This is a genomic window from Niveispirillum sp. BGYR6, from assembly GCF_027568365.1.
In the GTDB taxonomy this organism is placed as follows: Bacteria; Pseudomonadota; Alphaproteobacteria; order Azospirillales; family Azospirillaceae; genus Niveispirillum.
Genome location: NZ_JANLNL010000013.1, coordinates 53,758 through 66,409 on the forward strand (window position 1 = coordinate 53,758; position 12,652 = coordinate 66,409).

Sequence of the window (12,652 nt, forward strand, 5' to 3'; positions counted from 1 at the left end):
TACTGACAGAGATCAGAGTTCATTCGGTTGCCGGACGGCCGAAGGATGTTATCCTTGGGCCGTATGCTGCATGGGCTGCAAAGGCCTGATGAATATCAATGGAAAGCGATATAGCACCTGGATAGGTTTGCCGGCTTCTTTGGCGTATTTGCCGGTTGAACGCTGATTTCGCAACTGCATAGCTTTCGCTTATAGCAACGCGGCATGGAGAAACCTGATGTCACTGGCGCCATCGACCAACAAGACGTCATCCCTCCTGCCCGCCTCACCCGATGCTGGCGCTTTCCTGGCGCTGCTGCGGGGCATTGTCGGGCGCCGGCATGTGCTGACCGATGATGCCGCCACCCGGCGTTACCGCATGGGCTATCGGTTCGGTGGGGGGCGGGTGCTGGCTGTTGTCCGGCCCGGCAGTCTGGTGGAGCAATGGCGGGTCGCCCAGGCCGCCGTGGCCGCCGGCAAGATTATCATCATGCAGGCGGCCAATACCGGCCTGACAGGCGGCTCCACCCCTGACGGCGATGATTATGACCGCGACATTATTCTGATCAATTGCCTGCGCCTGCGGAAGGTGCAGTTGATCCAGGACGGCCGGCAGGTCATCTGCCTGCCGGGCACGACATTGGACCAGTTGGAGAAGCTGCTGAAACCCCTGGGGCGTGAACCCCATTCCGTCATCGGCTCTTCCTGCATCGGCGCTTCGGTCTTTGGCGGTATTGCCAATAATTCCGGCGGTTCCCTGGTTCAGCGTGGTCCGGCCTATACCGAACTGTCGCTGTTCGGTCAGGTCGGGGCGGATGGGGTGCTGCGGCTGGTCAATCATCTGGGGGTGACGCTGCCCGATGATCCGGAACAGATGCTGGCCCGGCTGGAGGCGGGTGCCTATGCGCCGTCCGATATTGATCCCGATGCCGGGGCCGCGTCAGACCGCTTCTACAAGGACCATGTGCGCGATATTGATGCCGACAGCCCGGCCCGTTTCAATGCCGATCCGTCGCGATTGCGGGAAGTGGCGGGTTGCGCCGGCAAGTTGCTGATGTTCGCCGTGCGGCTGGATACGTTTCCGGCCGAACCGGAAACCAGGGTTTTCTATATTGGCAGCAACCAGCCCCAAACGCTGACCGGCATCCGCCGCCACATTCTCTCCGCTTTCAAGCATATGCCGGTGGCAGGTGAATATATGCACCGCGATGCCTATGACATCGCGGAACGGTATGGCAAGGATACTTTCCTGGCCATCAATCATTTCGGCACCGCGCGGATGCCACTCCTGTTCGGCCTGAAAAGCCGTTTCGATGCCCTGGCCGACCGGCTGGGTTTCCTGCCCGCCCATCTCAGTGACCGGGTGCTGCAGGCGATCAGCCAGCTGTTTCCCCCGCATCTGCCCCGGCGGATGGCCGAATTCCGCGACCGGTACGAACATCATCTGATCTTGAAAGTGGCCGGCCCCGGCATCGCGGAAACAGCGGCCTTCCTGAAGGAATTTTTCCAGTCGGCCGAGGGTGCGTATTTCGAATGCACGGCAGAAGAAGGGGCGAAGGCCTTTCTGCATCGCTTTGCCGCCGCCGGGGCGGCCATACGTTACTGCGCTGTCCATGCCAGCAGCACGGGGGGCCTGGTGGCGCTGGATGTGGCGCTGCGCCGAAATGATCCGGACTGGGTAGAACAATTGCCCGCCGAGCTGGATCGGCTGCTGCCGGTCAAACTCTATTACGGGCATTTCCTCTGCCACGTCTTTCACCAGGATTATATTGTGGCACCGGGATGTGATCCGTTGGCCATTGAACATCAGATGTGGACATTGCTGGATGCCCGGCGGGCCGAATACCCCGCAGAGCACAATGTCGGGCATCTCTATCAGGCAAAGCCCGCCCTGCGGGCGTTCTACAAGGCGCTGGATCCTTGCAACTGCCTTAACCCCGGCATCGGGCAGACAAGCAAGGCCGCCCATTGGGCAGATCAAGGGGCGAACACGGCCTTTTGAGGGCGGGGTGTTGCTGCCTCTGCCTTGGGCTATTTTGATCATGGTGGCAGAATATAAGGAATGCCACCCTAAACAAAATTGGTCCCACCAAATATCAACCCATTGCGAAGAATCGGCGGTATTTGGCTAGATACGTGAAGGATATTGCAAGTTCTCCTGGTTTTGGTATGACCAATATCAAGAAAAGCATCCATGTCCCCATTGACAGATCAGATCAAGGCCGTGATTGCCGCCAGAACGGACGCTGGGGGCGGAGCTGGGCGTATCCCGCTCATGGCTGCGGGAGGCGATGCAGCAACTGATCAGCCTCGGCCTGATCGCCAGCCGCCGGGGCGGCGGGAATTCCGTCGCCCCCGGCAGTGCCGAACGAGCCTTGGAACAGGCGATGCAACCCCGGCAGCCGCTTGCCCAGGCAGAGGGCGGCTATTGGCAGGATGTCATGGAAATCCGCCCGGTGCCCGGCAGCCGCTACCGCGATGCCCATTCCGGCATGTCGGGCCCCAATGCCCCCTTGCGGCGCATGGTTCAGGCGGTGATGCATCCCGCCTGGGCGATTGATGTCGGGCTGCTGGGCCGGCCGCATGATCTGGGCAATGTTTCCGCCTATCGGCAGCAGAAGACCAATCTGGCCGACTATGTCGGGTGGCGCGGCCAGAATTTTGACCCTTCCATCGGCTGGCAGGATCTGGAATGGATTCGTGACTTCTGGAAAGGCCCGATGATCATCAAGGGCATTCTGGACCCCGACGGTGCCCGCGACGCCGTTCGCTTCGGTGCTGACGGCATTGTGGTTTCCAATCCGGGCTCGATGTGGTGCGGATGCTGGCACAAGGTGCTGATGGCGTCATGATCGGCCGTGCCTTTGTTTACGCGCTGGCGGCGGCCGGTGCCGCCGGTGTCGAAAACCTGCTGGATCTGTTCGCCAAGGAAATGCAGGTGGCGATGACGCTGACCGGTGCCCGCTCCATCGCCGAGATTTCAGCCGACAGTCTGGTGAAGGCGGTGACCGCCGCCTGATTACGCAGCGTGGGGTTGATGCCCTTTGCCCAGATTTCCACCCGTATCGGCGGGGCGGGCATGGGGTTCTGGCAGCCTTCGTGCTGAAGGCGCTGCAATGCCGCCAGAACCGCCGGCTGAACAGATTCAAAGGGTCCCGGCGATCACTGCCGATCACCGGGACAGGGCCTCACACTTTGCCGTAACGGGCGCCGAAATCCTTAACCCTGGCATTCAGGTCAGCCGCACATTCCGCGTCTTTCAGGATATCCGCCAGGGCCTGGAGAAGACCGGCTTCGTCCAGGGTGTCATCGCAGAGATGGCGCAGCACGAAGGGCAAAAATTTCAGCTGCATTGGCGTTACAGGGCAATGGGTACTTGCCTCCAACGCGGCAAGATGCGCCCATTCATCTTCCGACACCTCGATTTTCGGCAGATCGCGGCGCGGCGTGGCGCGGGTGAGCACCCCTTCGAAGGTTGGGGCGTGGTAGACCCGCTCCCCCATGTCCCATTTATCCTTGGGAATCCCTTTCCATTTCAGGATAGTGGCGATCAGGGATGTATGATCATACGGCACATCGGTGGTGGACCGGAACACCGTCGCCTCATCAATCCAAGGCGAAATCAGCAGGGTCGGCACCCGAACCCCGAAGCGGTCAAAGCCAAAATCCTGCTCACATTTATGGGGTGCCCGGCCGGTGCCCCAAGGCGGGATTGCTCCCCAGGGCGGGGGGAAATGGTCATAAGTGCCGCCATGTTCGTCAAAGGTGATGATCAGCAGCGTCTTCTGCCACAGTTTGGTGTTGCGGGTCAGGGCGTCATACAGCTCCTTCAGGAACACTTCGCCCGGCAGCACATTCGATGGCGGGTGATAGGAATTGCCGTTCTGGTAAGGTGGCAACACGTTGTACCAGTTCGGTTCCAGATATGAAAAAGACGGCAATTCATCCCGTTCAACGGCGCGGAAGAACTCGTCAATATGGGTAACATGTTTGTCCGCATCGGGAATCTTGAATGCATTTCTGGTCAGGCAGAAACCATTCATTTCCTTCGTCTGATAATAAATCATCCAATCTTTGGTGTCTCTGTGCCCATGTTCATGCAATGTCTCCCAGATCGATTTCGCATGATATTTTCCCGGCACCACGCCAAACAGCAGACCATGATTGTCCACCAGCTCGACCAACTCACCGTTCAGTTTTGCCAGTGACGATCCGCAGATGGAATAGGCCCGGTTCGCCATGGTCTGGGTCGGCACTGAACTGAACCATTGGTCGGAAACGGCATAGGCCTTGGCCAGCCCATTGATCACCGGTAATTGCTGCGGCGTAAAGGCATCCATAATCTCCAATGACAGCTCTGGCGTCATCTTTTTGCTCAAGGCCCTGGCCAAGCTGCCGACCGGGTCGGGCTCGTCACAGGCGGGGGCCAGATGGCCGATATGGGAATAATAATAATCGTTCAGGAACCCGCCCATGGTCGCGGGTTCCCCATGTTTGGGCTGCCCCTGGTAATCATGCGGCAGGTCGAACAATTGAACGGTGACGTGCTGGTGGGGTTCATGGGGATCGGTGCTGGGTGAGTTGTAATGGCTCGCCCCGTACCGGACATAATGCAGGGAAGGAGGATCACCGGGACGCAGATTGAAATATTTATTATGTTCCAGCCCATGAAACGGCTCGTCCTTTTGCTTGGGCGAGGCGATGATGTGCTTGGGACGATCCTCCCCTTCATACAGCCAGCCCAGCAGGTTGTCGAAGGAACGGTTTTCCAGCATCAGAAAAACAACATGTTCGATTTGCGGCAAGACGCGGCTCATTGATGCAAAACTCCTTTGCTGAGTGTTTTGACACGCCTTCGCTGATCCGACCCCGGAAAAGCACCTTTAAATTGATTTTTCCAAATTTATATACACGCTTATGTAGAGTCAAATCATATTACTGTGCGCTGGCTTCTCTTATAGCCGTCTGAAAAGTTTTCCTTCTTTCTCAACATGTTAATGTCTTAATCCCGTCACCCCGGCGAAGGCCGGGGTCCAGTTCGTAGAGCAAAACGCTTGTGATTCTGGACCCCGGCCGCAGCATGGGTGACGGGAGCGTTTAAAGATAAGACGTGTAAGACGTTGAGATCGCGTGAAACTTTCCGGACGGGCTCTTATGGTCGTCTTTGCGCTTCTGGTTGGCGTCCGAGGCGGATTTCATCCGCCTTGACCGACAGAAAGATGGCTGGTCGGGAATAGCCCGGCAGGGTCAAAGCATTTCTGTCGGCGGTCGTGCCCCCGCCTATGCACTGTCAGACAACAAGCAGTGACGTGACACGCAAACTCCCCTTCATGCCCAGCTTATGATCCAGAGTGTGGCCGCCCGGTGAGCCTGGGCCGCTTTTGCGCCCCGGCTCCGGCAAATGCCGTCGGAATTCATGAAGGAGCTCACATGAGCATTGGCACCCTTTCCCGGCCCGTTGAGGGCGGCCCCCGCGATGGGGCTGATGGCTATCTGCTGCAGAGCGAGGCTGATCTTGCCAAGGCCGTGACCTACGCGGTGGAGCGCAGCACCGCGCTGGGGGCCGGGGGGGCCATTGCGCGTGTCAATGAAGGGGGCGGGATCAGCATCAGCGTCGCCAATGGCGAGGTTGAAAACGCTGTCCGCGATGGCAATCAAAGCCTTCAGATCACGGTGTTCCTGGAGGGGCGCACCGGCATGGCCTCGACAGAGTCGCTGAGCCGCAATGCCATTGACCGCGTGGTTGAACAGGCCATCAGCATGGCCCGTCAGCTTGAACCCGATGAAGAGGCAGGGCTGGCGGATCGTGAGACCCTGGCCTGGGACAGCCCCTCGGTGCCGCTGTTCGCCCCGTCCTGCCATAATGCCGTTGAGCTGACGGAAGCCGCCATGGCCATTGAGGCGGCGGTGAAGGCAACCGCCACCGCCGACAAAGTGCGGGTGTCGGAAGCGGGGGCGGCCAGCCAGGACGCCCGCTTTGCCCTGGCCACCAGCCAGGGCTTCTGCCGGACCGGCAGCAGTTCCATGCAGCACCGCTGGTGCCAGACCATCGCCCAGCGTGGCGATGAGATGAAGCAGGGCCACTGGGGATCCAGTGTGCGCCGGATTGAGGAGCTGGAGAGTGGCGAGCTGGTCGGTAAACTCGCCGCCAAGCGGGCCCTGGACATGCTGGGGGCGGAGGGTCTGACGACGCGCCGCGCGCCCGTCCTCATCGATGCCACCGTCGCCGCCAGTCTGGTGCGGGAAATGTGCGGGCAGTTGAGCGGTGGCGCGCAGTATCAGCGCATGACCTTCCTGCCCGACGCCATGGGGCAGGTGCTGACGGCCACACATCTCAGCGTTACGGAAGACCCGTTCGAGCCGTTCGGTCTGGCCAGTGCCGCCTTTGACAGTGAGGGGGTGGCCGGCACGCGCCGCGATATCATCCGCGACGGCGTGGTGAAGGGGCTGTTTCTCGATACCCGCATGGGGCGCAAGCTGGGCCGCCCCTCCACCGGCAATGCCGGCGGTATGCGCAACCTTGCGCTGATCAGCGGCCTGACCGCCCCCACCGACGATCTGACTGCCATGCTGCGCAAGATGGGCACCGGCCTGTGGCTGACCCGCTTCATGGGCGGCGGTTCCAACCCTGCCACCGGGGTCTATTCCCGCGCCGCCGCCGGCTTCTGGGTGGAAAATGGCCAGGTGGTGCAGGCCGTCCACGGCTTCACCGTCGCCGGCAATCTTCAGGACATGTTCAAGGCGATTGTCGCGGTTGGTGCCGATATTTACCGCGAGGGTGCCATCCGGGCCGGTTCGATCCTGCTTCCCGACATGCAGATCGCCGGCCGGTGATCGTGCCGTCAAGACGAAGGAATTGATGCAAATGTCTCTCACCGCTGCCGATCGTCTGGCGCGCGCGCAAACGCAGCTTCTTGCGGCCAACGATCTTGACATCAACAAGCTGCAAAACGGCCTCGCCAACCTTTGGGGGCGGGGCGCCGATTATGGCGACCTGTATTTTGAGATGACGACGCGCGATACTTGGTCGTTGGAACGCGGCAAGGTGGCCCGTGCCGCCTTTGGCATCTCGCAGGGCATCGGTGCCCGCACCGTTACCGGCGAAAATACGGCTTTCGCCTATTCCAGCGATATCAGCGGCAAGGCCATCGATGCCGTGACCGCCGCCGCCCGCGCCATGCAGTCCCATGGTCAGGACGCTGGCGAGACCGGCCGGGGCGTGGAAATCAAAGGGCTGAGCCAGGATTCCCAGGCCTATTCGACGCTGGAAGCCGCTGGCGGCATTGATACGATCCAGAAGGTCGCGCTGCTGCGCAGACTGGATGATCTGGCGCGTGCGGTCGATCCGCGTATCACCGAGGTCAATGCCCAACTGGCCGTCGAGGATGCAACGATCCTGGTCGGCGCCACCGATGGCACCCTGGCCGGCGATATCCGCCCGCAGGTGCGCGTCAATCTTTCTGTCGTGGCGGAGGGGAATACCCGCCGTGCCGCCGGCTCGGCCGGGGATGGCGGCCGTTTCACCCTGGGCGAATTCAATGAGGCCCGGCTGGAGAAGATGGTCCGCAAGGCAACCTCCATCGCGTTGACGAACCTGGAGGCCATTCCGTCGCCCGCCGGGGAAATGACGGTGGTGCTGGGCAATGGCTTCCCCGGCGTGCTGCTGCATGAAGCGGTGGGCCACGGGCTGGAAGGCGATTTCCACCGTAAGCGGGAATCCGTGTTCAACGGCATGATGGGGCAGCGCATCGCCGCCCCCGGCGTCAATGTCTATGACGATGCGACCGTGCCGGATGCGCGCGGTTCGCTGAATGTCGATGATGAGGGTGTCGCCGGACAGCGCACGCTGCTGATCGAGGATGGCCGTCTGGTCGGCCTGATGCAGGACAAGACCAGCGCCCGGATCATGAAGGACAAAATGACGGGCAATGGCCGCCGGCAATCCTATGCCGACCTGCCCATGACCCGCATGACAAACACGTTTTTGGAACGCGGCCCCTACGATCCGGAAGAGATCATCGCCTCGGTCAAGAACGGCATCTATGCCGTGGAATTCAGTGGCGGAACGGTCGATATCACCTCAGGACAGTTCAACTTCTCTGCCGAGAAGGCCTTCCTGATTGAGGATGGCAAGGTGACCGCGCCGATTGAGGGTGCGACGCTGATCGGCGTCGGCAATGAAGCGCTGAAACATATTGCCATGATCGGCAATGACCTGGAGCTGGGGATCGGCTTCTGCGGCAAGGCCGGCCAGACCGTGCCGGTCTGTGTGGGCCAGCCGACGATCCGTATGGACAAGGTTGTTGTCGGTGGTGCGGGAGCCTGATGATGCGAGCCACACAGACCAAGACGGCTCCGAAGCACAGCAAGCTGCTGATCATCGGATCGGGCCCTGCCGGTTACACGGCGGCGATCTATGCCTCCCGCAGCGCCCTGAACCCTGTGCTGATCGAAGGGCCGCAGCCCGGCGGTCAGCTGACCATCACCACCGAGGTCGAGAATTGGCCGGGTGATGCCAGCGTGCAGGGCCCGGACCTGATGTTGCGCATGGGCAACCATGCAAGGCATGTCGGGGCGGAGATCATCGCCGACTATATCGTCGATGTCGATCTGACGCAGCGGCCCTTTGTGGCCACCGGCGATATGGGCGACCGCTATACGGCCGACAGCCTGATCATCGCCACTGGGGCCAATGCGCGCTGGCTGGGCCTGGAAAGCGAAACCCGCTATCGCGGGCAAGGCGTGTCGGCCTGCGCCACCTGCGACGGCTTTTTCTTCCGGGGACGCGTCTGCGCGGTGGTCGGCGGCGGCAATACGGCGGTGGAGGATGCGCTGCATCTGGCCAATTTCGCCAGCGCGGTCTATCTGATCCATCGCCGTGACAGCCTACGCGCCGACAAGACCAACCAGGCCCGGCTGTTCGCCCATCCCAAGATCAAGGTGATCTGGAATGCCGAGGTGGCGGAGGTGCTGGGCAATGGCAGCAAGGTCACAGGCGTGCAGCTCAACCACCCGCTGACCGGCGAACAATCCACCCTGACCATTGACGGGCTGTTCGTCGCCATCGGTCATGATCCGGCGACCAGCCTGTTCAAGGATCAACTGGCCATGGACCCGGATGGCTATATCCTGGTGACGCCGGGTTCTACGGCCACCAGCGTGCCCGGCGTCTTCGCCGCCGGCGACGTGCAGGACAAGCATTTCCGCCAAGCCGTGGTCTCGGCCGGCATGGGCTGCATGGCGGCCCTGGAAGCCGAACGCTATCTCATCGATCAGGCTGCCAAGGCGGTTCTGGTTGAAACCGTTTCCGCCTGACGGATATCCACAATATCGGCACCGGCCAAACCGGCGCCGCCACAATGGAACGCCCCCATGTCCAAGCTCAAGGATGTCACGACTGAAGCCTTCGCGGCGGAAGTCTTGCAATCGCCCATTCCGGTTCTGGTCGATTTCCACGCCGTCTGGTGTGGCCCCTGCAAGGCGTCGGCCCCGGCGCTGGAAGATGCGGCCCGCGAATTTGACGGGGAGATCGCCTTCGTCAAGGTGGATGTCGATCAGGAGCCGGCTTTGGCCCAGAAATATGACGTCCAAGGCGTGCCGACCTTCATCATCATCAAGGATGGTCAGCCGGTGGAACGTTTTCAGGGCATGGTGTCGCGCGGCAAGCTGGCCACCGTGCTGGAACCCTTTGCGGGGGCCGGGGAATGAGCACGTATCGGGCCTTTGGTGACGCGGCCAAGCGCACCGCCCTGATCGCCGATATTCGCGGCAAAGGGCCGATCTATCAGGCGTGGCTGACCCGCGCATCGGTGGAAGGCGATATCTCGACCCTGTCCGATGAATATTGCCTGCACCCGGCCCTGGCGCGGCTGTTGCCCGCACTGGGCGCCTTCGGGGAAGCAGAAGATGCCGCCGGCTTTTATGAAAGCCTGCTCAACGCCATCCCCGTTGGGGCGGAAACCGGGGCGTTGGCGCGGCAGAGCCTGCTGCTGGCCTGGAACGATCCGGTTTATGGCCGTGCCAACATCATCAAGCCGGGGCCGCTGCGGGCCGCGTGCGAAGGGGTCATCGCCTTGGTGACCCGGTCGATTGACCAGCCTGTCGACAAGAAGGCCTGGCGCGCGGCGCGCACCGCCCTGGCGACGGCACACAGTGAAGATACGAGTGCTGACCGGGCGGTCGATCTGGTGATGTCGCTGGCCTGGGATCTGGAACAGGCCCCCGGTGCGGCCCATGACGTGATCACGGCCTGGTCGGCGGCGATCAATATCGAAGCCGACGCCTCTGACGAGGATTGCTTCTCCGACGCGGAGAATGAAACCTTTCAGACAGAGATGAACAAGATCAACGAAGAGGCGATGGAAGCCCTGTCTGAAAAGCAGTCGCTCGACAGCATCGGCGTTGAGGAATTCCTGGCCGAGGTTGAACGTCTTTGGGCGGCAGACCCGGCGCGCCACGCGCTCAAGCAGCGGTCGATGGCGCGGCGCACCCGTTCAAACGCCAAGATGGCCGCATGGCGCGCCGCCATTCAGCAACAGGTTCTCGACCTCGCCACCGCTGCTTTCCGGTCCCCCAATGCGTCCCTGTCCGGGGTGCAGCCGGTGCACTCTCTCACCTGACAAAGGGTCTGATGGCAACGATCCGCGCGCAGATTGCTTCCGTCTTCGCCGCCAATCCGCTCTACGGATTGCGCGGCGCAACGGCTTGGCACGTTGACAGTGTGCAGCGCGACATCGCGACAATCCATCATCTGACCAGCGATGCCTTCGCCTTTTCCCTGGAAGGGGCGAAGGCATTCGATGGGCCGGGATTCTGTGCGCATATCATCTTTCTGCGCGCCGGCCAGCTCAGCGTGGTTCAGACCGGCCACAGCCGCACGCTGATGCCGGGAGATATCTTTACCGTCTGTGCCTGGCGGCCGATGACGCTGGAAGGGACAGACGATCTCGATGCCCTGATCATTACCCTGCCCGCCTGGTGGGCCATGGGACGCCTTCTTGACGGGTTCTCCATCCTGCCCGACCTCCATATCGGCAAGGATTATTTTGCCGCCCCGATCATCGCCAGCTTAGCCGGCGCTCTCTTCGACCTGCCGACCAGCGTTCCGGCATTCGCCACCCAGGGGCTGACGATGGTCGCCGACCTGATGCGCACAGCCCTGACCGCCTGCGTCGATGCCGATAAAGCCGTACCGCGCTGGCAGGGACGCTTCGGACAAATCCTCGAATTCCTGATGCGCAACCTCGATACACCGGGGCTTTCGGCGCATGACGCCGCTGCCAGCCTGAAATGCTCGGTCCGGACGATTTACAAGACCTGTGCCGCCCATGGCACCAGCTTCAACGCCTTTCTGAACGAGATCAGACTGGTGACGGCCCAGTACCAGCTTATGAGCACCAATGATCGCGTCTCGGAAATTGCCTACGGCGTTGGCTTTGCCAGCCTGTCCCATTTCGCGCACCTGTTCCGTGCCCGCTTTGGCGTCTCTGCCAAGGCGATGCGGCAGGGGCGCCGTACCTATCTCCCGCATTGAGAGGCGCTGTGACACACGAAACGCGCCAACAATCGAAACAGTCGGATGGGATGGCACGGAACCAGGCATGGCCGGCAGTCCGGGCGCGCAACGCCTCCGCCGCCGATTTCTTCCGCATTGGCCAACCCGGCAGGTGCGTCTGCCGGCTGGGTTGGCCTTTGTCTACGCTGGGTGATTGAGAGATGGCACGCGTCGGAAACGAACGGGCATTGTGGCTGGCGCAGCATATCCTGCCGCATGAACCCTGTCTGCGGGCCTGGCTGGCCCGTCGTCGTGTCGCAGAACTGGAGATCGACGATATCGTGCAGGAAGCCTATGCGCGGCTTGCCTCCATGGATAGCGTGGAAGGCGTGCGCAACCCGCGCGCCTATTTTCTGCAGACAGCCCATTCCATCATCTGCACGCATCTGCGCCGCGCGCAGGTCGTCTCCATCCGGGCGGTGGACGATACCGAACTTTCGCGCTTCGAATGTGAAGATGCCTCACCGGAGAGCACCGTTTGCGACCGTGATGAACTCCGACGGATCGGCGACATTGTCGCCGGCTTTCCCAAGCAGGTTGCCGCCGTTTTCATCCTTCGGCGCATTGAGGGGCTGAGCCAGCGCGACACGGCACAACGGCTCAATATTTCTGAAAGCTCGGTGGAAAAAAACATGGCCAAGGGCATCCGCCTGTTTATGGACACAATCGCGCTTTCCGGAATATCGTCACCCTGTGCGTCTAATAGAGGTGATGAAAAAAACATTGGCGCAGATGGAAGACCGCGAAAGCAGTGCCCGGATTGACGATGTAGCCGCCCTGTGGGTTGCCCGCCTGGAGGCGCGCCCGCTTTCCGCTGAGGAAGACAGCGAGCTGGACGCGTGGCTGGCGGCGGATATTCGCCGCCAAGGTGCCTTTGCCAGGGCCTGGGCCGTATCGCTGCAAATGGCAAAGGCACAGGCGCTCGGCCGGGATTTCTTCACCGATCCGGATCAGGAATAGGCCGTTTTTTTGACGGTTCCCGTAATGGTGTGCACCGGGATGGGCGGGTACCGCCATCGCCCCTTTCCTTAAATCCAGCCTATGACAATCGCTGTTGTTTCAGGCGGGCTTCCATTGGTTCCCCTGAAAACCACGGAATTGGATGGGGAAAGTGCTGCG

General features: G+C 61.3%; 10 protein-coding genes and 2 pseudogenes. 11 read left to right on the forward strand and 1 reads right to left on the reverse strand.

Translation table 11 applies throughout. The annotated features are described in order from the left end of the window. Window positions 1-217 precede the first annotated feature (217 nt). From dld to PCJ49_RS21440, 3 genes and pseudogenes are all read left to right on the forward strand, one after another. Window positions 218-1,981 carry a D-lactate dehydrogenase gene (gene dld / locus PCJ49_RS21435; RefSeq protein WP_269912752.1) on the forward strand — a complete coding sequence of 588 codons (1,764 nt, stop codon included), beginning with the start codon at window positions 218-220 and terminating at the stop codon, window positions 1,979-1,981. A gap of 226 nt (window positions 1,982-2,207) precedes the next feature. After that, a pseudogene (locus PCJ49_RS24795) lies at window positions 2,208-2,312 on the forward strand (GntR family transcriptional regulator); the annotation flags it as partial. 120 nt (window positions 2,313-2,432) lie between these two features. Then, window positions 2,433-2,998 (forward strand): annotated as a pseudogene (locus PCJ49_RS21440) (alpha-hydroxy-acid oxidizing protein); the annotation flags it as partial. A 169-nt stretch (window positions 2,999-3,167) separates the two neighbouring features. On the opposite strand, the gene PCJ49_RS21445 reads toward PCJ49_RS21440, so the two are convergent. Continuing rightward, a complete protein-coding gene (locus tag PCJ49_RS21445; RefSeq protein WP_269912753.1) occupies window positions 3,168-4,796 on the reverse strand; it encodes an alkaline phosphatase family protein in 1,629 nt (542 codons plus the stop codon). A gap of 613 nt (window positions 4,797-5,409) precedes the next feature. Here PCJ49_RS21445 and PCJ49_RS21450 point away from each other — a divergent pair. From PCJ49_RS21450 to PCJ49_RS21485, 8 genes are all read left to right on the forward strand, one after another. Continuing rightward, on the forward strand, window positions 5,410-6,813 hold the full coding sequence (locus tag PCJ49_RS21450; protein ID WP_269912754.1) for a metallopeptidase TldD-related protein: 1,404 nt from the start codon (window positions 5,410-5,412) through the stop codon (window positions 6,811-6,813). A gap of 31 nt (window positions 6,814-6,844) precedes the next feature. Continuing rightward, window positions 6,845-8,305, forward strand: coding sequence for a metallopeptidase TldD-related protein (locus tag PCJ49_RS21455; protein WP_269912755.1), 1,461 nt, complete (start codon window positions 6,845-6,847; stop codon window positions 8,303-8,305). Next, a complete protein-coding gene (gene trxB / locus PCJ49_RS21460; protein WP_269912756.1) occupies window positions 8,305-9,294 on the forward strand; it encodes a thioredoxin-disulfide reductase in 990 nt (329 codons plus the stop codon). The genes PCJ49_RS21455 and trxB overlap by 1 nt, the downstream gene beginning before the upstream one ends. A 57-nt stretch (window positions 9,295-9,351) precedes the next feature. Beyond that, a complete protein-coding gene (gene trxA / locus PCJ49_RS21465) occupies window positions 9,352-9,687 on the forward strand; it encodes a thioredoxin (protein ID WP_089288927.1) in 336 nt (111 codons plus the stop codon). Next, window positions 9,684-10,598: a hypothetical protein gene (locus PCJ49_RS21470; RefSeq protein WP_269912757.1), complete on the forward strand. Its 915-nt coding sequence runs from the start codon at window positions 9,684-9,686 to the stop codon at window positions 10,596-10,598. Before trxA ends, PCJ49_RS21470 begins: the two co-directional genes overlap by 4 nt. Next, window positions 10,493-11,512 carry an AraC family transcriptional regulator gene (locus PCJ49_RS21475; protein WP_269912758.1) on the forward strand — a complete coding sequence of 340 codons (1,020 nt, stop codon included), beginning with the start codon at window positions 10,493-10,495 and terminating at the stop codon, window positions 11,510-11,512. The genes PCJ49_RS21470 and PCJ49_RS21475 overlap by 106 nt, the downstream gene beginning before the upstream one ends. 182 nt (window positions 11,513-11,694) lie before the next feature. After that, complete coding sequence (locus PCJ49_RS21480; protein WP_089288930.1) at window positions 11,695-12,297, forward strand: RNA polymerase sigma factor; 603 nt, start codon at window positions 11,695-11,697, stop codon at window positions 12,295-12,297. After that, entirely contained in the window at window positions 12,266-12,493 is a 228-nt protein-coding gene (locus PCJ49_RS21485; protein ID WP_269912759.1) for a DUF4880 domain-containing protein, read from the forward strand. Before PCJ49_RS21480 ends, PCJ49_RS21485 begins: the two co-directional genes overlap by 32 nt. Window positions 12,494-12,652 lie beyond the last annotated feature (159 nt).

Coding starts and splice junctions, on each gene's coding strand:
- dld (WP_269912752.1), top strand. CDS start 218: ATGTCACTGGCGCCATCGACCAACAAGACGTCATCCCTCCTGCCCGCC.
- PCJ49_RS21445 (WP_269912753.1), bottom strand. CDS start 4,796: ATGAGCCGCGTCTTGCCGCAAATCGAACATGTTGTTTTTCTGATGCTG.
- PCJ49_RS21450 (WP_269912754.1), top strand. CDS start 5,410: ATGAGCATTGGCACCCTTTCCCGGCCCGTTGAGGGCGGCCCCCGCGAT.
- PCJ49_RS21455 (WP_269912755.1), top strand. CDS start 6,845: ATGTCTCTCACCGCTGCCGATCGTCTGGCGCGCGCGCAAACGCAGCTT.
- trxB (WP_269912756.1), top strand. CDS start 8,305: ATGATGCGAGCCACACAGACCAAGACGGCTCCGAAGCACAGCAAGCTG.
- trxA (WP_089288927.1), top strand. CDS start 9,352: ATGTCCAAGCTCAAGGATGTCACGACTGAAGCCTTCGCGGCGGAAGTC.
- PCJ49_RS21470 (WP_269912757.1), top strand. CDS start 9,684: ATGAGCACGTATCGGGCCTTTGGTGACGCGGCCAAGCGCACCGCCCTG.
- PCJ49_RS21475 (WP_269912758.1), top strand. CDS start 10,493: ATGGCGCGCCGCCATTCAGCAACAGGTTCTCGACCTCGCCACCGCTGC.
- PCJ49_RS21480 (WP_089288930.1), top strand. CDS start 11,695: ATGGCACGCGTCGGAAACGAACGGGCATTGTGGCTGGCGCAGCATATC.
- PCJ49_RS21485 (WP_269912759.1), top strand. CDS start 12,266: ATGGAAGACCGCGAAAGCAGTGCCCGGATTGACGATGTAGCCGCCCTG.